Source organism: Streptomyces sp. NBC_01431, from assembly GCF_036231355.1.
Classification (GTDB): Bacteria; Actinomycetota; Actinomycetes; order Streptomycetales; family Streptomycetaceae; genus Streptomyces.
Window position 1 is genome coordinate 6,155,731 of the sequence record NZ_CP109496.1, and the last position, 24,283, is coordinate 6,180,013.

Here is a 24,283-nt window from a genome sequence, read left to right on the forward strand (position 1 = left end):
CCTCTGCCCCTTGGGTTTCCGCCCCCGGGCTTCGCTCTCCCCCCCCGGGCGTCCGTCCTCAAGCGCCCCAAGGGCTCACGTCCGGTGGCGAAAGGTCGGCTGCCGTTGGGGGCTGGGCTCCCTCTTTTGTGCAGGTCAGGGCTGCTGCCCTTGCTGCGTAACGCAGGACCTCGGGCCAGTTCGCCGACGTGAGGGCCGTGCGGGGGGCGAAGGCGTGCAGTCGGTGCAGCAGCGCTGCGTTCACCGTGTCGCCCGCGCCGATCGTGTCCACCACGTCGACCCGCTCGCCCGACACCGAGACCTCGTCGCCGTCCCGGGTCCACACCGTCAGGCCGGCGCCGCCGCGCGTCAGCACCACCGCCTGCGGGCCCGCCGCGAGCCACTCCTCGACCGTGCCACCCAGCCAGGCGGCGTCCTCCCCTGAGAGCTTCAGGAGTGAGACGTACGGCAGCCAGCTCCTGAACCGCGTCCGGTAGGCCTCGGCGTCCGGGATCAGGCCCGGCCTGACGTTGGGGTCGAGCAGGGTGAGGACCCCGCGGCCGGACTCCCTGCGCAGCAGCGCCTCATACGCGCTCGCGCCGGGTTCGAGTACGAGCGAGCACGTGCCGAGCGCCAACGCGCTGACGGTGGGCGGCAGTTGAGGGGGAAGCTCGAAGAGCCGGTCGGCGGTGCCGTCCGCGTAGAAGCCGTACCCCGCGGAGCCGTCCGCGCCGAGCGACGCCACCGCGAGCGTCGTCGGCTCCGGGCCGCGCTGCACCAGCGAGGTGTCGACCCCGGCCGCGCGCAGCCCGCCCAGCAGGGCCTCGCCGAAGCCGTCCGTGGACACCCGGGAGCAGAACGCGGCCCGCGCGCCGAGCCGGCCGAGGGCGACCGCGGTGTTGTACGGGCCGCCGCCGGGCCGCGGCGCCAGCGGCCCCAGCGGATCCCCAGGCTGCTGCGGCACCAGGTCGATGAGGGACTCTCCGGCGACGACGATCACGGCCCAGAACGTAACCCATCGCGGCGTGCGCGGGCAGCCCCCTCGAAGGGGGCTCGATCTGCGCCGGTATCGTCGGTTCCGCAACCCCCCCCCGAGTCGGTTGCGCGCCGACCAGGATCGGCACGCGGACGACCGGCCGAGACCAGTGATCAGTGGAGAGCCCATGACCGGCCAGCCCGCCGCCCGTCGCACCGTGCTGAAAGGCGCCGCCCTCGCCGGGGCAGCGGGGCTCGGCACGGCCGCCTGCTCCACCGAATCCAAGCTGGGCCATGCCGAGACCCCGACCCCGACCGCGCCCGAGCCGCTCGGCTCGCCCGACGCGGTCCCGGTGGGCGGCGCCAAGCTCTACCGCGAGCAGCGGGTCATGGTGGCCTGCCCGGCGAAGGGCGAGTACAAGGCCTTCAGCGCCCAGTGCACGCACGCCGGCTGCCTCCTGGAGAAGATCGAGGACGGCCACGCCAACTGTCCGTGCCACGGCAGCCGCTTCAACGTGATGACCGGCCAGCCCGTGCACGGCCCGGCCACCGTGCCGCTGCCCGCGGTCCCGGTGAAGCTGAAGAACGGCCAGCTCGTCGCGGGACCGGACGCGTAAGGCGGACCCGGGGCAGCGCGAGGAGCCGGTTCGTCGCGGCACGGGATGTGTAGTGCGGGCGGCGCTTGGAGCGGCCGGTTCGTCGCGTCGGACGCGTAAGCGGAGGCAAACGCGGCAGCGGACGCGTCCGGGGGTTCACTCCCACTCCCAGTCGATCCCCAGGATTCCCGGCCGCACCCCCTGCTCCACCAGGTGCACCGTCCGGTGCCGACCGCTGAGGGTGAGGTCGCTGCGGCCGGAGCGGGTGGCGCCCGTCGAGGTCTGGGCGAAGCGGTGGCAGCGGGCCGGCAGGGCCGCCTCGTCGAACCGCACCTGAAGGACGTACTGGCCGCCCGCGAAGCTGAAGCCGCGCACGTACTCCCGGCTCGGGCCGCCGGTGCCGTCCTCGAAGCCGTAGCCGAAGAAGTACGTTTCACCGGCCCGCAGCCGGGCGTCGAAGAGCAGCTCGGCGACCAGCACCCCGCTCCCGGCGTCCCAGCGGACCCGGCCGGTGCGGCAGTTCTCGCCCGCCCGCACCCGCACCCGGGCCGGATCGCATTCGGCGTCCCCGCGGTGGATGGCCAGATAGCGGTCGATGCCGTCGCGGTGGGAGCGTACGACATGCTGCGAGTCGCGGCAGAGCAGTTGCCGGTCCGTACCGATGCGGACCCGTTCGTGGTGGCCGACGGTGTGCAGGCCGCCGTCCACCGGGGACTCCAGGTCGGCTATGAGCTGTTCCACCACGCCCGACGCCTCGACGAGCGAGCGGTAGGAGCGGCGGCCGGGCCGTTCCACTTCGGCCGCCGAGGGCTCGTCCAGGAGCCGGAGCAGGGAGTGCGCGGGCAGGCCGAGCACCTCTTCGAGGCCGCGCACCGCGCGCAGCGACTCGGGGCGCTGCGGCCGGCGCGCTCCCTGCTGCCAGTAACTCAGGCTGGTCACCCCGACCTTGATGCCGCGGCCGGCGAGATGGTGCTGGACGCGCTGGAGCGGCAGGCCACGGGCGGAGAGGGCGGCGCGCAGCGCCAGGTGGAACGGGCCGGTGCGCAGCGCCTGCGTCAGATCGGCCTCGGTGTGGAACATGAGGGGACTCCTCGGTGAACGTTCACGGTGGGGGGTGGGTCCGCGGTGGCGGCGAGCCCGGAAAACCTGGTGGCGGGGAAGGAGTTGTTCACACTCCGGCCACCTCGTTCACATCCGCGTCCCACTCCGCATTGAAGCGCGTTGACCAGTTCCCGACAACGGCCGATGCTCAACCGCAAGCGTCCGGACGCGATCCTCCACCATCCCCACCCCCCACCCGCCATGGGAGGAACGCGATGCGCAACCGAAAGAGACGACTGTCCGCCGTCGCCCTTGTGGTGACGGCCCTGTTTGCCGCCCCCACGGCAACGGCCACCGCAGCCGCCCCGCACCACGACAAGGCAGTGCCCGCCGCAGCCGCCGCGGCGAACTCCAAGCGCCTCAACATCACCATGCAGGCGCAGCAGAAGGACAACTGGTGCTGGGCGGCGAGCGGAAACACCATCGCCACCTGGTTCGGGCGCGGTTACACGCAGAACCAGTTCTGCAACGCCGCCTTCGGCCGCACGCAGGGCTACGACTGCCCCAACTGGCAGGCGGACCTGGGCAATGTGCAGACTGCCCTGAACTGGGCGGGCATCAACTCGGGCTCCTACGTGACGGGTTGGCTGCGCTACCCGACCGTACAGACCGAGATCAACAACAACCGCCCGATCGAGACGCGGATCCAGTGGTCGAGCGGCGGCGGCCACATGAACGTCCTGTACGGCTACGACGACGCCAACAGCTGGGTGTACTGGGGCGATCCGTGGCCCTCCGACAACCGCTACAACTGGGCCGCGCACGACTGGTACGTCGACAACGACTCCTTCTCCTGGACCCACTCGCTGTACCGGATCGGGGCGTGACGACGATGAAGCCGAACCGCCTCGTCCCCGCGGCCGCTGTCGCCGCGGCCCTCGTCGCCCTGGCCGCGCCGCACGCCGCGGCCGACCAGGCGCCCCTCGCCTCCGCGCAGTCGAAGGCCGCGGCCCGCCAGGCCGCGACCGCTCCCGCCACCCTCGACACGCTCTCCCACTTCTTCGCGCGGGACGGCAAGGTCGCGCTGAAGGCCGCCGCCCCGAAGATCGAGGGCGACACGGTGCCCGTCTACATGCTGTCCCCGCGGTTCGTGGCGGGGAAGGCGGGAGCCCCCGTCGCGCAGCTGGAGTACCTCGCCTCCACGGCCGTCTCCTCGGACGGCCAGAAGGCCTCGCTGTGGACGGTTCAGCAGGGCTCCTCGTGGAAGGTGGTCAACATAGCCACCGGCGACGACGAGTCCCGCTACGCCGCGTCGGGTGCCGCCGAACTGCCCGGCGGCACCGTGTTCCAGGAGCCGCAGATCAACGCCTGGTACGTGCAGAAGGGCAACAAGGTGCTGCCGCTGGACGAGGACGCCGTCAAGGCGATCGGCGCGGGCGGGACCAGCCTCACCGCCTATCAGAAGCGCGTCTCGCGGGCGTACGGAGACAAGCTGCCGGGCTCGGCCTACGACCGGTCGGGCAAGGCCGGCGGCTACAACGAGACGGCCCAGGAGAGCCGGGACCAGGCCGCCCAGGCCGCGGCCGTGGCGGCCGGCCACGAGGACACCTCCCTGACGGTGGTCTCCACTGTGGCCGGTGCCGGCGCGCTGCTTGCGCTCGGCCTGACCGGCGCGGCGGCGCTGCGCAGGCGCCGCCGCGCGGCCGGGCAGGCGTAGCACACACCGCGGTGCGGGGGTTCGACGGCGTGCCCCCGCACCGCGGCGTTCACCGGCCGCCCCCAGGGGAGAGGCCGCGTTGTCAGCCCCCGCCAGTAGGGTGGTGGCCATGGCAGACCCCTCCAGCTACCGCCCCAAGCCGGGACAGATCCCCGACTCGCCGGGGGTCTACAAATTCCGCGACGAACACCGCCGGGTGATCTACGTCGGGAAGGCGAAGTCCCTGCGGCAGCGGCTCGCCAACTACTTCCAGCCGTTGACGAGCCTGCACCCCCGCACGGCCACGATGGTGACCACCGCGGCCTCCGTGGAGTGGACGGTCGTCGCCACCGAGGTCGAGGCGCTCCAGCTCGAATACTCCTGGATCAAGGAGTTCGACCCCCGTTTCAACGTCAAGTACCGCGACGACAAGAGCTATCCGTACCTCGCGGTGACGATGAACGAGGAGTTCCCGCGCGTCCAGGTCATGCGCGGCGCCAAGAAGAAGGGCGTGCGCTACTTCGGTCCGTACGGACACGCCTGGGCGATCCGCGAGACCGTCGACCTCATGCTCCGCGTCTTCCCGGTGCGCACCTGCTCGTCCGGCGTCTTCAAGCGCTCGGCCCAGATCGGCCGCCCCTGCCTGCTCGGCTACATCGGCAAGTGCGCGGCCCCCTGCGTCGGCCGCGTCACCCCCGAGGAACACCGCGAACTGGCCGAGGACTTCTGCGACTTCATGGCCGGCCGCACCGGCGCCCACCTGCGCCGCATCGAGCAGCAGATGATGGCCGCGGCCGAGGAGATGGAGTACGAGCGGGCGGCGCGGCTGCGCGACGACATAGGGGCGCTGCGCAAGGCCCTGGAGAAGAACGCGATCGTCTTCAACGACGCCACCGACGCCGACCTGATCGCGCTCGCCGAGGATGAGCTGGAAGCGGCCGTCCAGATCTTCCACGTGCGCGGCGGCCGGGTGCGGGGCCAGCGCGGCTGGGTCACCGACAAGGTCGAGGCAGTCGACACGGCGGGCCTGGTCGAGCACGCGCTCCAACAGCTGTACGGGGAGGAATCCGGCGAGTCCGTCCCCAAGGAGGTTCTGGTTCCGGCGCTGCCGGAGGACGCGGAGGCGGTCAGCGGCTGGCTCGCGAGCCGGCGCGGCTCGAACGTCTCGCTGCGCATTCCGCAGCGCGGCGACAAGAAGGACCTGATGGCGACCGTCGCCCGCAACGCCCAGCAGGCCCTGACACTGCACAAGACGAAGCGTGCCTCGGACCTCACCACCCGCTCGCGGGCCCTTGAGGAGATCGCCGCCGCCCTGGAGCTGGACAGCGCGCCGCTGCGCATCGAGTGCTTCGACATCTCGCACCTCCAGGGCGACGACGTGGTGGCGTCCATGGTGGTCTTCGAGGACGGCCTGGCACGCAAGAGCGAGTACCGGCGCTTCCAGATCAAGGGCTTCGAGGGCCAGGACGACGTCCGGTCCATGCACGAGGTGATCAGCCGCCGCTTCAAGCGCTACCTGGCCGAGAAGGTGCGCACGGGGGAGTGGGGCGAGGAGGAGGGCCCGGAGGGCGGCGAGGCACCCGGTCGGGCGGCCGACGAGCTGTCCGGTCCGGTGTCCGGGGAGGTGCCCGCCCTCCAGGACGACGACGGCCGCCCCAAGCGCTTCGCCTACCCGCCGCAGCTCCTCGTCGTCGACGGCGGCCAGCCGCAGGTCGCCGCCGCCAAGCGGGCCCTGGACGAGCTGGGCATCGACGACATCGCGGTGTGCGGGCTCGCCAAGCGGCTCGAAGAGGTCTGGGTGCCCGAGGAGGACGACCCGGTGGTGCTGCCCCGCTCCAGCGAGGGCCTGTACCTCCTGCAACGGGTGCGTGACGAGGCCCACCGCTTCGCCATCACCTATCAGCGGGCCAAGCGGACGAAGCGCTTCAAGGCGGGCCCGCTGGACGTGGTGCCCGGTCTCGGTGACACCCGCAAGCACGCCCTGATCAAGCATTTCGGTTCGGTGAAGAAGCTCCGGTCGGCGACAATCGACCAGATCTGCGAGGTGCCCGGCATAGGCCGCAAGACGGCCGAGACCGTTGCCGCGGCCCTCGCCGAAGCGGTCCCGGCCGCGCCCGCCGTGAACACGGCGACAGGAGAGATCATTGAAGAGGACGACGGGGGCAGCACGACATGACTGAGCACCGTGAAGAAGACCGAGAAGCGGGAGTAGACGTGAGTACGGGCACGACGATCGAGGCCGGCGGGGCCGATGCGGCCATCCCCGAGCTGGTGATCATCTCCGGTATGTCGGGCGCCGGGCGCAGCACCGCCGCCAAGTGCCTGGAGGACCTCGGCTGGTTCGTGGTCGACAACCTGCCGCCCGCGCTGATCCCCACCATGGTGGAGCTCGGCGCCCGGTCCCAGGGCAATGTGGCCCGCATCGCGGTGGTCGTGGACGTGCGCGGCCGGAGGTTCTTCGACAACCTCCGCGAGTCGCTCGCCGACCTCGACGCGAAGGAGGTCACCCGGCGGATCGTTTTCCTGGAGTCCTCCGACGACGCGCTTGTGCGCCGCTTCGAGTCGGTGCGCCGCCCGCACCCGTTGCAGGGCGACGGCCGGATCGTCGACGGCATCGCCGCCGAGCGCGACCTGCTGCGCGAGCTGCGCGGCGACGCCGACCTGGTGATCGACACCTCCAGCCTCAACGTCCACGAGCTGCGCGCCAAGATGGACGCCCAGTTCGCGGGCGACGAGGAGCCGGAGCTGCGCGCCACCGTCATGTCGTTCGGCTACAAGTACGGTCTGCCGGTCGACGCCGACCTGGTGGTCGACTGCCGCTTCCTGCCCAATCCGCACTGGGTGCCGGAGCTGCGTCCCTTCACCGGTCTGAACGAGGAGGTGTCGGGCTACGTCTTCAACCAGCCGGGCGCCAAGGAGTTCCTCAACCAGTACAGCGAGCTGCTCCAGCTGATCGCGACGGGCTACCGCCGCGAGGGCAAGCGGTACGTGACGATCGCGGTGGGCTGCACCGGCGGCAAGCACCGCTCGGTCGCCATGTCGGAGAAGCTCGCCGCGCGCCTCGCCTCCGAGGGGATCGAGACCGTCGTCGTACACCGGGACATGGGGCGCGAGTGAAGGTGTACCGCCGGCGCACCGTCGGACCGGTGCTGCGCACCGGCCGCAAGCGGGGCGCCCAGCCCAAGGTCGTCGCCCTCGGCGGCGGCATGGGCCTCTCGGCCTCGCTGGCCGCACTGCGCCGGATCACCGGCGACCTCACCGCCGTCGTCACTGTGGCCGACGACGGCGGTTCCAGCGGGCGGCTGCGCGACGAGCTCGGCGTGCTGCCCCCCGGCGACCTGCGCAAGGCCCTGGCGGCGCTGTGCGGCGACGACGACTGGGGCCAGACCTGGTCCCGGGTCATCCAGCACCGTTTCCAGTCCAAGGGCGACCTGCACGAGCACGCGGTGGGCAACCTGCTGATCGTGGCCCTGTGGGAGCAGCTCGGCGACCATGTACAGGCCCTGGACCTGGTGGGCAAGCTGCTCGGCGCCCAGGGCCGGGTCCTTCCGATGTCCGCGGTCCCGCTGGAGCTCGAAGCCCTCGTACGGGGTCACGACCCGGAGCGCCCCGAGGACGTGGACACCGTGCGCGGCCAGGCCACCGTGGCCCTCACGCCCGGCGAGGTGCTCTCCGTGCAGCTGGTTCCGCACGACCCGCCGGCCGTCCCCGAAGCGGTCGCCGCGGTGCTGGACGCGGACTGGGTGGTGCTCGGTCCGGGCTCCTGGTTCTCCTCCGTGATCCCGCACCTCATGGTGCCCGAGTTGCTCGACGCGCTCACCGAGACCAAGGCCCGCAAGGTCCTCTCACTGAACCTCGCGCCACAACCGGGTGAAACCGATGGGTTCTCTCCGCAGCGTCATTTGGAGGTTTTGGGACGACACGCCCCTAAACTCGCCTTCGACGTGGTGCTGGCCGATACGGCCGCCGTGCCCGACCGGGGGAGCCTGACCGACGCCGCCAAAAGGCTCGGAGCCGAGGTCGAGCTGGCGCCAGTGGCCAGGCCCGACGGTTCTCCGAAGCACGATCCGGAGCTGTTGGCCGCCGCGTACGACCGTATTTTTCGGATGCATGGAAGGATCGGCCCATGGCGATGACGCCGGCGGTGAAGGACGAAATTTCCCGGCTGCCCGTCACCCGGACCTGCTGCAGGAAGGCGGAGGTCTCGGCGATTCTTCGGTTCGCGGGCGGGCTGCACCTGGTGAGCGGCCGCATTGTGATCGAGGCGGAGCTGGACACCGCGATGGCGGCACGCCGGCTGAAGCGGGACATTCTGGAGATCTTCGGGCACAGCTCCGAGCTGATCGTGATGGCTCCGGGCGGCCTGCGCAGAGGCTCGCGGTTCGTCGTACGGGTCGTGGCGGGCGGCGATCAGCTGGCCCGTCAGACCGGGCTCGTCGACGGCCGCGGCCGTCCCATCCGAGGCCTGCCGCCCCAGGTGGTCTCGGGGGCCACCTGTGACGCCGAGGCCGCCTGGCGCGGCGCCTTCCTGGCCCACGGCTCGCTGACCGAGCCGGGCCGCTCCTCGTCCCTCGAAGTGACCTGCCCGGGTCCGGAGGCCGCTCTCGCGCTGGTCGGCGCCGCACGGCGGCTCCAGATCGCGGCGAAGGCCCGTGAGGTCCGCGGTGTGGACCGGGTGGTCGTCCGGGACGGCGACGCGATCGGCGCGCTGCTCACGCGTCTCGGCGCGCACGAGTCGGTGCTGGCCTGGGAGGAGCGGCGGATGCGCCGCGAGGTCCGCGCCACCGCCAACCGCCTGGCCAACTTCGACGACGCCAACCTGCGCCGCTCGGCCCGCGCCGCGGTGGCCGCCGGGGCCCGCGTCCAGCGCGCCCTGGAGATCCTCGGCGAGGAGGTTCCCGAGCACCTCGCGGCGGCGGGCCGGCTGCGCATGGAGCACAAGCAGGCCTCCCTCGAAGAGCTGGGCGCGCTCGCGGACCCGCCGCTGACCAAGGACGCGGTCGCGGGCCGGATCCGCCGGCTGCTCGCGATGGCCGACAAGCGGGCGCAGGACCTGGGGATCCCCGGGACCGAGTCCAACCTGACGGAGGAGATGGCGGACGGCCTCGTCGGCTGACCCCCCGCCCTCAACTCACGTCACCCGGCGCCCACTTGGTGGGCGCCGGTTCCGTTTCCGCTCCTGGCCGCCGTATGTCCGGCGCTATTGACATGATCATGAGGAGTCATGAATCTGGCGTCTGTTCACTTTCGTGGCAGACAACAGCAAGGGGGGCTTATGAGACGCGGAGCGAGAGCGGTCCTCGCCGCTGCATCACTCCTGACGGCCGGACTGGTGGCGGCACCCGTCGCCCACGCCGGCCAGAGCTCCACCGACGGCGAGTCCATCGTCGTCTGGGACGCCCAGGTCAGCCGCGCGCAACTGCCGCTGCTCCTGGAGGCCGGCGCCGACGCCCAGGAACTGGGCCCCGAGCTGCCCGCCAAGGGCTCGGCCGGTGTCGAGCTGTACCTCACCGCGACGCAGGCCTCCGCCTTGCGCGCCAAAGGGGTCGCGCTCGCCGAGCACAAGGTCTCCGCCCAGGCGCAGAACCGGCTCAAGGCGGCGGGTGACGGGGTGTTCCGCCCGTACAGCGGCAAGAACGGGCTGAAGCAGGAGATCATCGACACCGGCAACGCCCATCCGGAGCTCACCAAGGTCGAGTCGATCGGCAAGACCGTCAAGGGCCAGGACATCCTCGCCGTCAAGCTCACCAAGGGCGCGAAGAAGTCCAGGGACGGCTCGAAGCCCGCCATGCTGTACATGTCCAACCAGCACGCCCGTGAGTGGATCACCCCGGAGATGACCCGGCGGCTGATGCACTACTACCTCGACAACTACGGCAAGGACCCGCGAATAACCAAGATCGTGGACTCCACCGAGCTGTGGTTCGTGATCTCCGCCAACCCGGACGGCTACGACTTCACCTTCACGCCCGGCCACCGGCTGTGGCGCAAGAACCTCCGCGACAACAACGGCGACGGCAAGATCACCGCCGGCGACGGTGTCGACCCCAACCGCAACTTCCCCTACAAGTGGGGCTACGACAACGAGGGTTCGTCCCCCGACCCGGCCGACGAGACCTACCGCGGCCCCAGCGCGGGCAGCGAGCCCGAGACCAAGGCGCTGGACTCCTTCGAGAAGCGAGTCCACTTCAACTACGCCATCAACTACCACTCCGCGGCGGAACTGCTGCTGTACGGAGTGGGCTGGCAGGTCGCCACGCCGACCCCCGACGACGTCATCTACAAGTCGCTCGCGGGCACACCCGACAAGCCGGCCATCCCCGGCTACCTCTCCGAGGTTTCCTCCGCGCTCTACACCACCAACGGCGAGGCCGACGGCCACGCGGCGAACGTCAACGGAATGATGATGTTCACCCCCGAGATGTCGACCTGCACCACCGCCTCCAAGGTCGACCCGAACGACGAGTGGAACGCGGCCGACTGCCCTTCCGACTTCAACTTCCCCGACAGCGAGAAGCTGATCCAGGGAGAGTTCCAGAAGAACATCCCCTTCGCGCTGTCGGTCGCCGAGACCGCCGCCCACCCCGACCAGCCCTCGTCCTCGGTCGGCATCGACGCCCCCGACTTCACCCCGGACACCTTCGCCACCTCGTACACCCGCGACGACGACCAGGAAGTGGCCGTCACCGTACGCAAGTCGGTGCGCGACAAGACCCTCAACTACCGCATCAATGGCGGCCGTACGCAGACCGAGGACCTGGAGCCCTGGAAGGGCGGCAAGGTGTTCGGCGGGCACGACAACATCCGCTTCGACCAGTACCGGGCCAAGGTCGAGGACGCGGACGCCGGTGACAAGGTCGAGGTGTGGTTCACCGGGCGGACCGCCGCGGGCGCGAAGACGTCCAGCACACCGTTCACCTACACCGTGGCCGACCGGCCCAGGGCGGACACCCTGGTGCTCGCCGACGAGGGTGGCACCGCCCCGGCCAAGAACGCCGCCCTCTACACCAAGGCGCTGGCCGACAACGGCAAGAAGGCCGCGGTCTGGGACGTCGCCACGCAGGGCACGCCCAGCGCGCTCGGGGTGCTCAGCCACTTCAAGAACGTCATCTGGTACACCGGCGACCACCAGTCGGCGGCCGCCACCATGTTCGCCGTACGCGACTTCGTCAACGAGGGAGGCAAACTCGTCGACGCGGGTGAACAGGCCGGCGGCAGCGTCGACCTCGGCGGCGGCGCCCTGTCCGACGACTTCTCGCAGTACTACCTCGGTGCCTACAACAAGGCCGGGATCAAGGCCCCGCCGGCCTTCGCCGGAACCGGACGGCTCGCGGGGGCGAAGGCGTCGCTGGCCGCGGGCCCCGGCAGCCCGCTGACCGCGGCCGGTACGTACACCGTCACCTCCGACACCCTGAAGCCGAAGGACTTCCCGCAGTTCGCGAGCGCCGCCGCCGGTGACTATCCGGGCGTGCGCACCCCGTTCGAGCCCGCCGAGGGGTCCTGGTTCGCCGCGGCGAAGCACCAGGACAACGCGTACATGAGGCTCGCCCGCACCATAGATCTGACAGGAACGGCCGCCACCGCGAAGCCGAGCCTCGACTTCCAGCTCAGCTACGACACCGAGCCCGGCTACGACCAGGTGGTCATCGAGGCCCACACCGTCGGCCAGGACGACTGGACGACCCTGCCGGACGCCCATGGAGGCACCACCACCAGCGTGCCCAGCCAGTGCGAACAGGGCTTCCTGCTCCAGGCGCACCCCTTCCTCACGCACTACCTCACCGCCGGCTCGCCCGCCTGCAAGGCAACCGGCAGCACCGGCGGCTGGAACCGCTTCACCGGATCCTCCAACGGCTGGCAGCAGGTCTCCGTGGACCTCGGCGCGTACGCGGGCAAGCAGGTCGAGGTGGCCGTCTCCTACGTCAGCGACCCGGGCACCGGCGGCCTCGGCGCCTTCGTCGACGACACCCGGCTCGTCGTCGGCGGCACCCCGCAAGGAGCGGAGGGCTTCGAGACCTCGCTCGGGCCCTGGAGCGTGCCGGGAGCACCGGCCGGCAGCCCCGGAAACAGCGGCGACTGGGCGCGTTCCCAGGCGCTCGTCCACTCCTCTGCAGCCGTCACCACCCGCAACACCGTCCTCCTCGGCTTCGGCCTGGAGAACGTGCCCACGGCCGCCGACCGCAAGCAGGTGATCGCCAAGGCGCTCGGCGCACTGCACCGCTGACACCGCGTCGTGGGGCCGAAGCCCCCCGGAGGCTCGTACCCGCTGGTAGGTACGGGCCTCCCGGTCGCTCCGGGCGTCATTTCGGAATCATCCGGACGCGCTCGATGTCACTCCGGCGGCCCCGGGGAGGTAGGGTCGTAAGCGGTCGGGGACATCCCATACAACTCGCCGGCGTCGAAACCCGGCGTACCTAACGAGGAGATCGGTTCGTGACGATCCGCGTAGGCATCAACGGCTTTGGCCGCATCGGGCGCAACTACTTCCGCGCGCTCCTTGAACAGGGTGCTGACATCGAGATCGTGGCTGTCAACGACCTTGGTGACACCGCGACCACTGCTCACCTGCTGAAGTACGACACCATTCTGGGTCGTCTCAAGGCCGAGGTCACGCACACCGCCGACACCATCACGGTCGACGGCCACACCATCAAGGTGCTCTCCGAGCGCAACCCGGCCGACATCCCCTGGGGTCAGCTGGGCGTCGACATCGTCATCGAGTCGACCGGCATCTTCACCAAGAAGGCCGACGCCGAGAAGCACATCGCGGGCGGCGCCAAGAAGGTCCTGATCTCGGCTCCGGCCAAGGACGAAGACATCACCATCGTGATGGGCGTCAACCAGGACAAGTACGACGCCTCCCAGCACCACGTCATCTCCAACGCCTCCTGCACCACCAACTGCGTGGCGCCGATGGCCAAGGTGCTCGACGAGAGCTTCGGCATCGTCAAGGGCTTCATGACGACGGTCCACGCGTACACCAACGACCAGCGCATCCTGGACTTCCCGCACTCGGACCTGCGCCGTGCCCGCGCCGCCGCCGAGAACATCATCCCGACCACCACCGGTGCCGCGAAGGCCACCGCTCTGGTCCTCCCGCAGCTCAAGGGCAAGCTCGACGGCATGGCCATGCGCGTCCCGGTCCCCACGGGCTCCATCACCGACCTGGTGATCGAGCTGACCCGTGAGGTCACCAAGGACGAGGTCAACGCCGCGTTCCAGAAGGCCGCGGAGGGCGAGCTGAAGGGCATCCTCTACTACACCGAGGACCCGATCGTCTCCTCCGACATCGTCAGCCAGCCGGCGTCGTGCACCTTCGACTCCCAGCTGACCATGGTCGACGCCAAGACCGTCAAGGTCCTCGGCTGGTACGACAACGAGTGGGGCTACTCCAACCGCCTCGTCGACCTGACCGTCTTCGTCGGCGGCCAGCTCTGACACGGTCCGGTAGGCACCTGATGTGAGCTACAGGGCTCGGGCAGCGCAACGAAGCGCTGTACGGGCCCTGTCGCCTGTCCAAGTCCTCCCGTCACGTACCTCCAAGGAGTCCCCGTAATGAAGACGATTGACGAACTTCTCGCCGAAGGGGTCGCGGGCAAGCGGGTATTCGTCCGCGCCGACCTCAACGTGCCGCTGGCAGAAGGCCTGATCACCGACGACGGCCGCATCCGCGCGGTGCTGCCCACCATCAAGGCGCTCGTCGCTGCCGACGCCAAGGTCGTCGTGGCCTCGCACCTGGGCCGCCCCAAGGGCGCCCCGGACCCGCAGTCCTCGCTGCTGCCCGCCGCCGAGCGGCTCGCCGAACTCCTCGGTGCCCCGGTCGCGTTCGCCCAGGACACCGTGGGCCCCGCCGCCCACGACGCGGTGAACGGGCTCCAGCCCGGCCAGGTCGCGGTCATCGAGAACCTGCGTTTCAACGCCGGTGAGACGGCCAAGGACGACGTCGAGCGCGGCGAGTTCGCCGACCAGCTCGCGGCCCTCGCCGATGTGTACGTGGGTGACGGCTTCGGAGCCGTGCACCGTAAGCACGCCTCCGTCTTCGACCTCCCGGCACGCCTGCCGCACTACGCGGGCTACCTCATCGCCACCGAGGTCGGCGTCCTGAAGAAGCTCACCGAGGACGTCCAGCGCCCCTACACCGTCGTCCTCGGCGGCGCCAAGGTCTCCGACAAGCTCGCCGTCATCGACGAGCTGCTCGGCAAGGCCGACCGCCTGCTCATCGGCGGCGGCATGGCGTACACCTTCCTGAAGGCCAAGGGATACGAGGTCGGCATCTCCCTGCTCCAGGAGGACCAGATCCCGGTCGTCCAGGAGTACATGAAGCGCGCCGAGGAGACCGGCGTCGAGCTGGTGCTCCCGGTCGACGTGCTCGTCTCCAAGGACTTCCCCGACCTGAAGACCAAGGCCCCGGCGACCTTCCAGACCGTCGACGCGGACAAGATCCCCGCGGACGAGGAGGGCCTGGACATCGGCCCCAAGTCCCGTGAACTGTTCGCCTCGAAGATCACCGACGCCGAGACCGTCTTCTGGAACGGCCCCGTCGGCGTCGCCGAGCACCCCGACTACGCCGGTGGCACCGCCGCCATCGCGCAGGCCCTGCTCGACAGCAAGGGCTTCACCGTGGTCGGAGGTGGCGACTCCGCCGCCGCCGTCCGCAACCTGGGCTTCGACGAGACGAAGTTCGGCCACATCTCGACCGGTGGCGGCGCCAGCCTCGAATACCTCGAAGGCAAGACGCTTCCCGGCCTCGCCGCACTGGAGGACTGAACACCTGTGAGCACCCGTACCCCGCTGATGGCGGGCAACTGGAAGATGAACCTCAACCACCTTGAGGCCATCGCGCACGTCCAGAAGCTCGCCTTCGCGCTCGCCGACAAGGACTACGAGGCCGTCGAGGTCGCGGTCCTGCCCCCCTTCGTCGACCTGCGTTCCGTGCAGACCCTCGTCGACGGCGACAAGCTCAAGATCAAGTACGGCGCCCAGGACATCTCGGCGCACGAGTCCGGTGCCTACACCGGCGAGATCTCGGGCTTGATGCTGGCCAAGCTGAAGTGCACCTACGTCGCCGTGGGCCACTCCGAGCGCCGGCAGTACCACGCCGAGAACGACGAGATCTGCAACGCCAAGGTGAAGGCCGCCTACAAGCACGGCCTGACCCCGATCCTCTGCGTCGGCGAAGGTCTGGACGTCCGCAGGGCCGGCCAGCAGGTCCCGTACACCCTGAGCCAGCTCGACGGCGGCCTCAAGGACGTCCCGGCCGAGCAGGCCGAGTCCATCGTGATCGCGTACGAGCCGGTGTGGGCCATCGGCACCGGCGAGGTCGCCACGCCCGAGGACGCGCAGGAGGTGTGCGGGGCGATCCGCGCCCGCCTGGCCGAGCTGTACTCGCAGGAACTCGCCGACAAGGTGCGCATCCAGTACGGCGGCTCGGTGAAGTCCGGGAACGTCGCCGCGATCATGGCGCAGCCCGATGTCGACGGCGCCCTGGTGGGCGGCGCGGCACTGGACGCCGACGAGTTCGTCAAGATCGTCCGCTTCCGCGACCAGTAAGTATGCGGTAGCGCGGATCCGTCGTACCCTTGCGGGGGCCGGTTGGGTGTTATGGAACATGACGCCGCCGGCCCCCCTCGTCATATCAGTCCTAGGAAGTTGGTCCAGCCGTGATTGTCGGGTTCTCGATTGCCCTGATCGTCTTCAGCCTGCTGCTGATGCTGCTGGTGCTGATGCACAAGGGAAAGGGTGGCGGCCTCTCCGACATGTTCGGCGGTGGCATGCAGTCCTCCGTCGGCGGCTCCTCGGTCGCCGAGCGCAACCTCGACCGCATCACCGTCGTGATCGGTCTGCTGTGGTTCGCGTGCATTGTCGTACTTGGTCTGCTGATGAAGCTCAAGTAAACCGTCGTCGTTCGGCGTTTCGGGGCCGGGGTGTAACTCCAATCGCTGGACGCGCGTTGGGCCTTACGTAGACTGGGGCATCTTCGAGCACCATCACGCAGGGAGTTACGACCGTGGCAAGTGGCAACGCGATCCGGGGAAGCCGGGTCGGAGCGGGGCCGATGGGGGAGGCCGAGCGGGGCGAGTCTGCGCCGCGCCTCCGCATCTCCTTCTGGTGCTCGAACGGGCACGAGACGCAGCCGAGCTTCGCCAGTGACGCACAGGTTCCGGACACGTGGGACTGCCCGCGCTGCGGATTCCCCGCGGGACAGGACCGGGACAGCCCGCCGGACCCGCCGCGCACGGAGCCGTACAAGACCCACCTCGCGTACGTGCGGGAACGGCGCAGTGACGCGGACGGCGAGGCGATCCTCGCGGAGGCGCTCGCCAAGCTCCGGGGCGAGATCTGACAGATGAAGGGCCCAGAGGGTGAACTCGGTTCGCCTGCCGGGCCCTTCGGCGTATCCGGCCCCTGCCAGGCGCCCGAACCCGCGCGATCTCGCTCCTACGAGGCTGTAAGCCCAGGTCACAGCCGATTGTCAGTGGCGCCCTCTACCTTGTGAAGCAGCCGATCACCAGGGGGAGTTGTGGCAGCAGCGCAGACCGTCCAGAGCGCGGCGGCGACGGTGCCGGCCTGGCGCGGGGGGTTCGGAAGGCTGTGGACGGCTGCGGTCGTCAGCCGTTTCGGTGATTCTCTGCGCACCGCCGCGCTGCCCCTGCTCGCCACCACGCTCACCGCCGATCCGTTCCTCATCGCGCTCGTCACGGCCTGTGGCTATCTGCCCTGGCTGCTGTTCGGACTGCTCGGCGGGGCGATCGCCGACCGGGTGGACCAGCGCCGCGCCATGTGGGCGGTCGACCTGGTCCGGGGCGCCCTGGTGGCCGCCTTCGCACTGGCCGTCGCCCAGGGGTACGCCTCGATGGCCCTGCTGATCGCCCTGGCCTTCGCGCTCACCACCCTCCAGACCCTCTTCGACAACGCCGCCACCGCGCTGCTGCCCTCGCTCGTGCCCAGTACGGCGCTGGGCAGTGCGAACGCCCGGGTGATGACCGGCCAGCAGATAGCGGGCGGCTTCCTGGCCGCCCCGCTGGTGCCGGCGCTCCTCGCCGTCTCGGTCGCGGCGCCGTACGGGGTGGACGCGGCCAGCTACGGATGCGCTGCCGCGCTCGTCGCCTCGCTGCGGCCCGAGGCCCCGCAGCGGGCGGCTGTGAAGCCCGGGTCCACCCTGCGGGCCGAGATCGCCGAGGGGCTACGGGCCCTGTGGGCCGATCGCGGGCTGCGCGGGCTGTGCGCCGCCACCACCGTCTGCAACATCGGCATGGGCGCCCTCATCGCCACCCTGGTCCTCCACGTCACCGGCTGGCTGCACGCCGGGCACGGCGGCTACGCCGTGACCATCACGGCGTACGGGGCGGGCAGCGTGACCGGTGGGCTGCTCGCTCAGCGGCTGGCACGGCGGCTCGGGCGGATACGGAGCGTGCTGGTCGCCACGGTCGTCCAGACCGGCTGTCTGGCGGCCATGGGCACAGTGCGCGCGCTGTGGGTGACCGTCGCCGCCATGGCGCTGTTCGGGCTCATGGGCATGGTGTGGAACGTGAACCTGGCGACTCTGATGCAGGAGCGCGCGCCGGAGGCGATGCTGGGCCGGGTGAGCGCGGCGTTCCGGACGATGGCCGTGGCCGGTGCCCCGCTGGGCGCCCTCGCGGGCGGCGCGGCGGCGGCGTCCTGGGGCCTCAACACACCGGCGCTGCTGGCGTCCGGCTTGTTCGTGGCCGCCGTCGGCGTTCTGATTCCTGCCCTCGCCGCCTGATCAATTAGGTTGGAGGAGCAGCGGGGCAGGTACGCAAGTACGAGAAGAAGTGGGCTGATGCCGCAGATGAACGCAGGAAGCCGTACCAGGCTCAACCAGATGCCGGAGTGGATCGCACTGGGCAAGCACCGGGAGCAGTTGGGCGACACCCATCTGCGTGAGCTGTTCGCCGCCGAACCCGGTCGCGGCACCGGATGCACCCTGCAGGTCGGCGACCTCTACCTGGACTACTCCAAGCACCTGGTGACCGACGAGACCCTCGCGCTGCTGCGCGAACTGGCCGCGGCCGCCGATGTAGACGGCCTGCGGGACGCGATGTTCCGCGGCGAGAAGATCAACACGTCCGAGGACCGCGCCGTCCTGCACACCGCGCTGCGCGCCCCGCGCGACGCGGTGATCGAGGTCGACGGCGAGAACGTGGTGCCGGGCGTGCACGCCGTGCTCGACAAGATGGCCGCCTTCTCGGAGCGGATCCGCTCGGGCGAGTGGACGGGCCACACCGGCAAGCGCATCAAGAACGTGGTCAACATCGGTATCGGCGGCTCCGACCTCGGCCCGGCGATGGCGTACGAGGTCCTGAAGTCCTTCGCCGACCGGGAGTTGACGGTCCGGTTCGTGTCCAACGTCGACGGCGCCGACCTCCACGAGGCCGTGCGCGACCTGGACGCCGCCGAGACGCTGTTCATCATCGCGTCCAAGACCTTCACCACCATCGAGACCATCACCAACGCCACCTCGGCGCGCGACTGGCTGCTCACCGAGCTGAAGGCCGATCAGGGCGCCGTCGCCAAGCACTTCGTGGCGCTGTCGACCAATGCCGACAAGGTCGCCGAGTTCGGCATCGACACGGCCAACATGTTCGGGTTCTGGGACTGGGTCGGCGGACGCTACTCCTTCGACTCGGCCATCGGCCTCTCCCTGATGATCGCCATCGGGCCGGACCGGTTCCGCGAGATGCTCGACGGCTTCCGCCTGATCGACGAGCACTTCCGCACGGCCCCCGCCGAGTCCAACGCACCTTTGCTGCTCGGCCTGTTGGGCGTCTGGTACGGCGCGTTCTTCGACGCGCAGTCGCACGCGGTGTTGCCGTACTCGCACTACCTGTCCAAGTTCACCGCCTACCTCCAGCAGCTGGACATGGAGTCCAACGGCAAGTCCGTGGACCGCGACGGCAACCCGGTCGAGTGGCAGACCGGGCCGGTCGTGTGGGGCACCCCGGGCACCAACGGGCAGCACGCGTACTACCAGTTGATCCACCAGGGCACGAAGGTCATCCCGGCCGACTTCATCGGCTTCGCCGAGCCGGTCGCCGACCTGCTGCCGGGCCTGGTCGCCCAGCACGACCTCCTGATGGCCAACTTCTTCGCCCAGACGCAGGCGCTGGCCTTCGGCAAGACGCCGCAGGAGGTGCGGGCCGAGGGCGTGGCCGAGGAACTCGTGCCGCACAAGACGTTCAAGGGCAACCACCCCACCACCACGATCCTCGCCAAGGAGCTGACCCCCTCGGTCCTCGGCCAGCTGATCGCGCTGTACGAGCACAAGGTGTTCGTACAGGGCGCCATCTGGAACATCGACTCCTTCGACCAGTGGGGCGTCGAGCTCGGCAAGGTCCTGGCCAAGCGCGTCGAGCCCGCTCTGACCGAGGGCGCGGACGTGCCGGGCCTCGACCCGTCCAGCAAGGCCCTGGTCGCCAAGTACCGTGCGCTGCGCGGCCGTTGAGGCCTCGCGAGACACAACGGCCCGGTTCGCCCCCGAGGGGGTGAACCGGGCCGTTGCCCAGGGGCCGGTGTCAGGCGGACGCCGGCGGATACAGCGATCGCGGGAGCCGGGAAGCGGCCGCCGCGTCCAGTAGCCACAGCGTTCGGGCGCGGCCGTAGGCGCCCGCCGCCGGGGCCTGGACCTCGCCGGCGCCCGACAGGGCTATCGCCGCGGCTTGCGCCTTGTCCTCGCCCGCCGCGAGCAGCCACACCTCACGGGCCGCCCGGATCGCCGGAAGGGTCAGCGAGATCCGGGTGGGCGGCGGCTTCGGGGCGCCGTGCACCCCGACGACCGTCCGCTCGGTCTCCCGCACCGCGGGCAACTCCGGGAAGAGGGACGCCACATGGGTGTCCGGGCCGACACCCAGCATCAGGACGTCGAACGTCGGCACCGGTCCGTGGTCCTCGGGGCCCGCGGCCGCCGCAAGCTCCGCCGCGTAGGCGGCCGCGGCCGCGTCGGCGTCGCTGCCGTACGCCCCGCCCGAAGCCGGCATCGCGTGCACCCGCTTCGGGTCCAGCGCCACCGCATCGAGCAGTGCCTCACGCGCCTGCGTGTAGTTCCGCTCCGGGTCGCCCTCGGGCACGAAGCGCTCGTCGCCCCACCACAGGTCGAGGCGCGACCAGTCGATCGCATCCCGGGCCGGTGAGGAGGCCAGCGCCGCGAGGAGGCCGTTGCCGTTGCGGCCGCCCGTGAGGACCACGGACGCCGAGCCGCGAGCGGCCTGGGCGTCCACGACCTTCGTGATCAGGCGGGCCGCGGCGGCCTGGGCCATCAGCTCCTTGTCGCGGTGGACGACGAGCTGCGGCGTGCTCACTTGGCCGCTGCCTTCTTGGCCACGGCCGCCTTCTTCGCCGGGGCCGGCTTGACGTCCGGTTCGGCGGTGGCCGGTGCGGCGGTCGCCCCGCTGCCGTCGCCGAGCCGGTCGACGCCGTACTTGAGCGCGGACGCGTAGGTGTCGTCCGGGTCGAGGCGGCGCAGTTCCTCCGCGATGAGCTCGGCGGTCTCGCGGCGCTTCAGAGCCACCGCGCGGTCGGGCTGGCCCTGCACGGAGAGCGTGGCGAGCGAGCCGTCGGCGCGGTCCAGGACGATCGGGCCGCCCGTCGTCTCCAGGCGTACGGCGGTGAGGCCGGGGCCCGACGACACGGAGCGCTTGACCGGCACGTTCAGCCGGTCCGCGAGCCACATGCCGAGCAGTTCGCAGCTCGGGTTGAACTCCTCGCCCTCCACCTCGACGGCGGTCACCTTGCAGGCGATCTGGTCGAGCGCCGCGGCCAGCATCGAACGCCACGGCGTGATGCGCGTCCACGCCAGGTCGGTGTCGCCCGGGGTGTACGCCTCGGCGCGGGCGGTCAGCTCCTGGATGGGGTGCTCGGCCGCGTAGGTGTCGGTCACCCGGCGCTGGGCGAGCGCGCCCAGCGGGTCCTTCGCCGGATCGGACGGCGCGCTCACCGGCCACCAGACGACGACCGGAGCATCCGGCAGGAGCAGCGGCAGGACCACCGACTGGGCGTGGTTGAGTACCTCGCCGTACAGCCGCAGGACCACCGTCTCGCCGGTGCCCGCGTCCGCGCCCACCCGCACCTCGGCGTCGAGCCGGGAGCTGGTGCGGTCGCGCGGCGAGCGCGAGACCCGCTTGATGACGACGAGCGTGCGCGAGGGGTGCTCGCGCGAGGCGTCACTGGCCGCCCGCAGGGCGTCGTAGGCGTTCTCCTCGTCGGTGACGATGACGAGCGTGAGCACCATGCCGACGGCGGGGGTGCCCACGGCCCGGCGGCCCTGCACGAGGGCCTTGTTGATCTTGCTGGCCGTGGTGTCCGTAAGGTCGATCTTCATGGCCGACGCCAGCTCCGTCCGTCTCGTGCGAGCATTTCGTCCGCCTCGTCCGGTCCCCAGGTCCCGGACGGGTACTGGGCGGGCTTGCCGTGGGCGTCCCAGTACCGCTCGATCGGGTCGAGGATCTTCCAGGACAGCTCGACCTCCTCCACTCGCGGGAAGAGGTTGGAATCGCCGAGCAGGACGTCCAGGATGAGGCGTTCGTAGGCCTCGGGGCTCGACTCCGTGAAGGACTCGCCGTACGCGAAGTCCATGGAGACGTCCCGGACCTCCATCGAGGTACCCGGCACCTTGGAGCCGAACCGCACCGTCACGCCCTCGTCCGGCTGCACCCGGATGACCAGGGCGTTCTGGCCCAGCTCCTCCGTGGCGGTGTGGTCGAAGGGGGAGTGCGGGGCGCGCTGGAAGACGACCGCGATCTCCGTGACGCGGCGGCCGAGGCGCTTGCCGGTACGCAGGTAGAACGGGACGCCCGCCCAGCGGCGGTTGTCGATCCCCAGCTTGATCGCGGCGTAGGTGTCGGTCTTCGACTTGGGGTCGATGCCGTCTTCCTGGAGGTAGCCGACGGCCTTCTCGCCGCCCTGCCACCCGGCCGCGTACTGGGCGCGCACGGTGTCCTTGCCGAGGTCCTTCGGCAGTCGCACGGCGCCGAGCACCTTGGTCTTCTCCGCGGCGAGCGCGTCCGCGTCGAAGGAGGCGGGCTCCTCCATCGCGGTCAGCGCGAGCAGCTGGAGCAGGTGGTTCTGGATGACGTCGCGGGCCGCGCCGATGCCGTCGTAGTAGCCGGCCCGGCCGCCGATGCCGATGTCCTCGGCCATCGTGATCTGCACGTGGTCGACGTAGGAGCGGTTCCACAGCGGCTCGAACATGGTGTTCGCGAACCGCAGGGCCAGGATGTTCTGAACGGTCTCCTTGCCCAGGTAGTGGTCGATCCGGAAGACCTCGTCGGGCGGGAAGACCTCGTGCACGACCTGGTTGAGCTCCTTGGCGGAGACCAGGTCGTGGCCGAACGGCTTCTCGATGACCGCGCGGCGCCAGGAGCCGTCCTTCTGGTCGGCCAGACCGTGCTTCTTGAGCTGCTGGACGACCTTGGGGAAGAACTTCGGCGGTACCGACAGGTAGAAGGCGAAGTTGCCGCCCGTGCCCTGCGCCTTGTCGAGTTCCTGGATGGTCGACTTCAGCGTCTCGAAGGCGTCGTCGTCGTCGAAGTCGCCCTGGACGAAGCGCATCCCCTGGATGAGCTGCTGCCAGACCTCCTCGCGGAACGGCGTACGGGCGTGCGCCTTGACCGCGTCGTGGACCTCCTGCGCGAAGTCCTCGTCCTGCCACTCGCGGCGGGCGAAACCGATCAGGGCAAAGCCCGGCGGCAGCAGACCCCGGTTGGCGAGGTCATAGACGGCGGGCATCAACTTTTTACGGGACAAATCGCCCGTGACGCCAAAGATCACCAGGCCCGACGGCCCCGCGATACGCGGGAGCCGTCGGTCTGCGGCGTCACGCAGCGGATTGCTGCTTGACAAGATTTACGCCTCCGCGGGTGCGAGGCGCTTGAGCTCCGCCTCGGTGGACTTGAGCAGGTCGTTCCAGGCGGACTCGAACTTCTCGACGCCCTCGTCCTCCAGGAGCTGCACGACCTCGTCGTAGGAGATCCCCAGCTTCTCGACGGCGGCGAGTTCGGCGCGGGACTGCTCGTAGGTGCCGGTCACCGCGTCGCCGGTGATCTGCCCGTGGTCGGCGGTCGCGTCGAGAGTGGCCTCGGGCATGGTGTTCACCGTGTTGGGAGCCACCAGGTCGTCGACGTACAGGGTGTCCTTGTACGCCTTGTCCTTCACGCCGGTCGAGGCCCACAGCGGGCGCTGCTTGTTGGCGTGCGCCTTGTCCAGGGCGTTCCAGCGGTCGGAGGAGAAGACCTCCTCGTACGCCTCGTAGGCGAGCCGGGCGTTGGCGACGCCGGCCTTGCCGCGGGCGGCCTTGGCCTCGTCGGTGCCCAGGGCGTCGATCCGCTTGTCGATCTCGGTGTCCACGCGGGACACGAAGAAGGACGCCACGGAGTGGATCTTCGAGAGGTCCAGGCCGCGCTCCTTGGCCTTCTCAAGACCGGTCAGGTAGGCGTCCATGACCTCGCGGTAACGCTCCAGCGAGAAGATCAGCGTGACGTTGACGCTGATGCCGAGACCGATGGTCTCGGCGATCGCCGGCAGGCCCGCCTTGGTGGCCGGGATCTTGATGAGCGTGTTCGGGCGGTCCACCAGCCAGGCCAGCTGCCTGGCCTCGGCGACCGTCGCCCTGGTGTTGTGCGCCAGGCGCGGGTCGACCTCGATGGAGACCCGGCCGTCCTGGCCCTCGGTGGCGTCGAAGACCGGGCGCAGGATGTCGGCGGCGTCCCTCACGTCAGCCGTCGTGATCATGCGGATGGCCTCTTCGACGGTGACCTTGCGGGCGGCGAGGTCGGTGAGCTGCTGCTCGTAACCGTCACCGGACGAGATCGCCTTCTGGAAGATCGACGGGTTGGTCGTGACGCCCACCACGTGCGACTGGTCGATCAGCTCGGCCAGGTTGCCGGACGTGATCCGCTTGCGCGACAGGTCGTCGAGCCAGATCGCGACGCCTTCGTCGGAGAGGCGCTTGAGTGCGTCTGTCATGAGAATTGCATCTCCTACT

The 24,283-nt window shown here is 70.2% G+C and carries 21 protein-coding genes; 15 read left to right on the forward strand and 6 right to left on the reverse strand.

What is annotated here, in order from left to right; translation table 11 throughout:
- Positions 1 to 58: 58 nt before the first annotated feature.
- Positions 59 to 979, reverse strand: a complete 921-nt coding sequence (locus tag OG522_RS28060; protein ID WP_329465792.1) for a carbohydrate kinase family protein — start codon at positions 977 to 979, stop codon at positions 59 to 61.
- Positions 980 to 1,142: 163 nt separating this feature from the next.
- Here OG522_RS28060 and OG522_RS28065 point away from each other — a divergent pair, with 163 nt between their 5' ends.
- Complete coding sequence (locus OG522_RS28065; protein ID WP_329465793.1) at positions 1,143 to 1,571, forward strand: Rieske (2Fe-2S) protein; 429 nt, start codon at positions 1,143 to 1,145, stop codon at positions 1,569 to 1,571.
- 135 nt (positions 1,572 to 1,706) lie between these two features.
- On the opposite strand, the gene OG522_RS28070 is transcribed toward OG522_RS28065, so the two are convergent.
- The gene (locus OG522_RS28070; protein WP_329465794.1) at positions 1,707 to 2,630 is read right to left on the reverse strand and encodes a hypothetical protein; all 924 of its coding nucleotides are present in this window, start codon (positions 2,628 to 2,630) and stop codon (positions 1,707 to 1,709) included.
- 236 nt (positions 2,631 to 2,866) lie between these two features.
- On the opposite strand from OG522_RS28070, the gene OG522_RS28075 reads away from it, so the two are divergent.
- From OG522_RS28075 to pgi, 14 genes are all read left to right on the forward strand, one after another.
- Positions 2,867 to 3,478, forward strand: a complete 612-nt coding sequence (locus OG522_RS28075) for a papain-like cysteine protease family protein (RefSeq protein ID WP_329465795.1) — start codon at positions 2,867 to 2,869, stop codon at positions 3,476 to 3,478.
- A 5-nt stretch (positions 3,479 to 3,483) separates the two neighbouring features.
- The gene (locus OG522_RS28080; protein ID WP_329467765.1) at positions 3,484 to 4,308 is read left to right on the forward strand and encodes a hypothetical protein; all 825 of its coding nucleotides are present in this window, start codon (positions 3,484 to 3,486) and stop codon (positions 4,306 to 4,308) included.
- A gap of 109 nt (positions 4,309 to 4,417) precedes the next feature.
- The gene (gene uvrC, locus OG522_RS28085) at positions 4,418 to 6,463 is read left to right on the forward strand and encodes an excinuclease ABC subunit UvrC (RefSeq protein WP_329465796.1); all 2,046 of its coding nucleotides are present in this window, start codon (positions 4,418 to 4,420) and stop codon (positions 6,461 to 6,463) included.
- Positions 6,460 to 7,404, forward strand: coding sequence for an RNase adapter RapZ (gene rapZ / locus OG522_RS28090; protein ID WP_329465797.1), 945 nt, complete (start codon positions 6,460 to 6,462; stop codon positions 7,402 to 7,404). The genes uvrC and rapZ overlap by 4 nt, the downstream gene beginning before the upstream one ends.
- Positions 7,401 to 8,423: a gluconeogenesis factor YvcK family protein gene (locus OG522_RS28095; protein WP_329465798.1), complete on the forward strand. Its 1,023-nt coding sequence runs from the start codon at positions 7,401 to 7,403 to the stop codon at positions 8,421 to 8,423. Before rapZ ends, OG522_RS28095 begins: the two co-directional genes overlap by 4 nt.
- Complete coding sequence (gene whiA, locus OG522_RS28100; protein WP_100574436.1) at positions 8,414 to 9,403, forward strand: DNA-binding protein WhiA; 990 nt, start codon at positions 8,414 to 8,416, stop codon at positions 9,401 to 9,403. The genes OG522_RS28095 and whiA overlap by 10 nt, the downstream gene beginning before the upstream one ends.
- A gap of 159 nt (positions 9,404 to 9,562) precedes the next feature.
- Entirely contained in the window at positions 9,563 to 12,511 is a 2,949-nt protein-coding gene (locus tag OG522_RS28105) for a M14 family metallopeptidase (RefSeq protein ID WP_329465799.1), read from the forward strand.
- Positions 12,512 to 12,720: 209 nt separating this feature from the next.
- Positions 12,721 to 13,725, forward strand: coding sequence for a type I glyceraldehyde-3-phosphate dehydrogenase (gene gap / locus OG522_RS28110; protein ID WP_329465800.1), 1,005 nt, complete (start codon positions 12,721 to 12,723; stop codon positions 13,723 to 13,725).
- A gap of 117 nt (positions 13,726 to 13,842) precedes the next feature.
- On the forward strand, positions 13,843 to 15,054 hold the full coding sequence (locus OG522_RS28115; protein WP_329465801.1) for a phosphoglycerate kinase: 1,212 nt from the start codon (positions 13,843 to 13,845) through the stop codon (positions 15,052 to 15,054).
- Positions 15,055 to 15,060: 6 nt separating this feature from the next.
- On the forward strand, positions 15,061 to 15,837 hold the full coding sequence (gene tpiA / locus OG522_RS28120; protein ID WP_329465803.1) for a triose-phosphate isomerase: 777 nt from the start codon (positions 15,061 to 15,063) through the stop codon (positions 15,835 to 15,837).
- A gap of 110 nt (positions 15,838 to 15,947) precedes the next feature.
- A complete protein-coding gene (secG, locus tag OG522_RS28125; RefSeq protein WP_329465805.1) occupies positions 15,948 to 16,181 on the forward strand; it encodes a preprotein translocase subunit SecG in 234 nt (77 codons plus the stop codon).
- Positions 16,182 to 16,294: 113 nt separating this feature from the next.
- Positions 16,295 to 16,630, forward strand: a complete 336-nt coding sequence (locus OG522_RS28130; RefSeq protein WP_079110552.1) for an RNA polymerase-binding protein RbpA — start codon at positions 16,295 to 16,297, stop codon at positions 16,628 to 16,630.
- 177 nt (positions 16,631 to 16,807) lie between these two features.
- Entirely contained in the window at positions 16,808 to 18,031 is a 1,224-nt protein-coding gene (locus tag OG522_RS28135) for an MFS transporter (RefSeq protein ID WP_329465806.1), read from the forward strand.
- 66 nt (positions 18,032 to 18,097) lie between these two features.
- Complete coding sequence (gene pgi / locus OG522_RS28140; RefSeq protein WP_329467766.1) at positions 18,098 to 19,750, forward strand: glucose-6-phosphate isomerase; 1,653 nt, start codon at positions 18,098 to 18,100, stop codon at positions 19,748 to 19,750.
- A 70-nt stretch (positions 19,751 to 19,820) separates the two neighbouring features.
- On the opposite strand, the gene pgl is transcribed toward pgi, so the two are convergent.
- The 4 genes from pgl to tal are packed head-to-tail and all read right to left on the reverse strand — an operon-like array spanning position 19,821 to position 24,264.
- Positions 19,821 to 20,603 (reverse strand): 6-phosphogluconolactonase, encoded by a 783-nt coding sequence (gene pgl, locus OG522_RS28145; RefSeq protein ID WP_329465807.1) that lies wholly within the window; start codon positions 20,601 to 20,603, stop codon positions 19,821 to 19,823.
- The gene (gene opcA / locus OG522_RS28150) at positions 20,600 to 21,622 is read right to left on the reverse strand and encodes a glucose-6-phosphate dehydrogenase assembly protein OpcA (protein ID WP_329465808.1); all 1,023 of its coding nucleotides are present in this window, start codon (positions 21,620 to 21,622) and stop codon (positions 20,600 to 20,602) included. Before opcA ends, pgl begins: the two co-directional genes overlap by 4 nt.
- Positions 21,619 to 23,142, reverse strand: a complete 1,524-nt coding sequence (gene zwf / locus OG522_RS28155) for a glucose-6-phosphate dehydrogenase (RefSeq protein ID WP_329465809.1) — start codon at positions 23,140 to 23,142, stop codon at positions 21,619 to 21,621. Before zwf ends, opcA begins: the two co-directional genes overlap by 4 nt.
- Before the next feature lie 3 nt (positions 23,143 to 23,145).
- Positions 23,146 to 24,264 carry a transaldolase gene (gene tal, locus OG522_RS28160; protein ID WP_329465810.1) on the reverse strand — a complete coding sequence of 373 codons (1,119 nt, stop codon included), beginning with the start codon at positions 24,262 to 24,264 and terminating at the stop codon, positions 23,146 to 23,148.
- Positions 24,265 to 24,283: the final 19 nt, after the last annotated feature.

What these genes read in the sequence shown, in the direction of transcription:
- opcA (WP_329465808.1), bottom strand. Translation starts at nt 21,622, where the DNA reads ATGAAGATCGACCTTACGGACACCACGGCCAGCAAGATCAACAAGGCC.
- OG522_RS28115 (WP_329465801.1), top strand. Translation starts at nt 13,843, where the DNA reads ATGAAGACGATTGACGAACTTCTCGCCGAAGGGGTCGCGGGCAAGCGG.
- OG522_RS28105 (WP_329465799.1), top strand. Translation starts at nt 9,563, where the DNA reads ATGAGACGCGGAGCGAGAGCGGTCCTCGCCGCTGCATCACTCCTGACG.
- whiA (WP_100574436.1), top strand. Translation starts at nt 8,414, where the DNA reads ATGGCGATGACGCCGGCGGTGAAGGACGAAATTTCCCGGCTGCCCGTC.
- pgi (WP_329467766.1), top strand. Translation starts at nt 18,098, where the DNA reads ATGAACGCAGGAAGCCGTACCAGGCTCAACCAGATGCCGGAGTGGATC.
- OG522_RS28070 (WP_329465794.1), bottom strand. Translation starts at nt 2,630, where the DNA reads ATGTTCCACACCGAGGCCGATCTGACGCAGGCGCTGCGCACCGGCCCG.
- tal (WP_329465810.1), bottom strand. Translation starts at nt 24,264, where the DNA reads ATGACAGACGCACTCAAGCGCCTCTCCGACGAAGGCGTCGCGATCTGG.
- OG522_RS28065 (WP_329465793.1), top strand. Translation starts at nt 1,143, where the DNA reads ATGACCGGCCAGCCCGCCGCCCGTCGCACCGTGCTGAAAGGCGCCGCC.
- OG522_RS28075 (WP_329465795.1), top strand. Translation starts at nt 2,867, where the DNA reads ATGCGCAACCGAAAGAGACGACTGTCCGCCGTCGCCCTTGTGGTGACG.
- rapZ (WP_329465797.1), top strand. Translation starts at nt 6,460, where the DNA reads ATGACTGAGCACCGTGAAGAAGACCGAGAAGCGGGAGTAGACGTGAGT.
- uvrC (WP_329465796.1), top strand. Translation starts at nt 4,418, where the DNA reads ATGGCAGACCCCTCCAGCTACCGCCCCAAGCCGGGACAGATCCCCGAC.
- OG522_RS28080 (WP_329467765.1), top strand. Translation starts at nt 3,484, where the DNA reads ATGAAGCCGAACCGCCTCGTCCCCGCGGCCGCTGTCGCCGCGGCCCTC.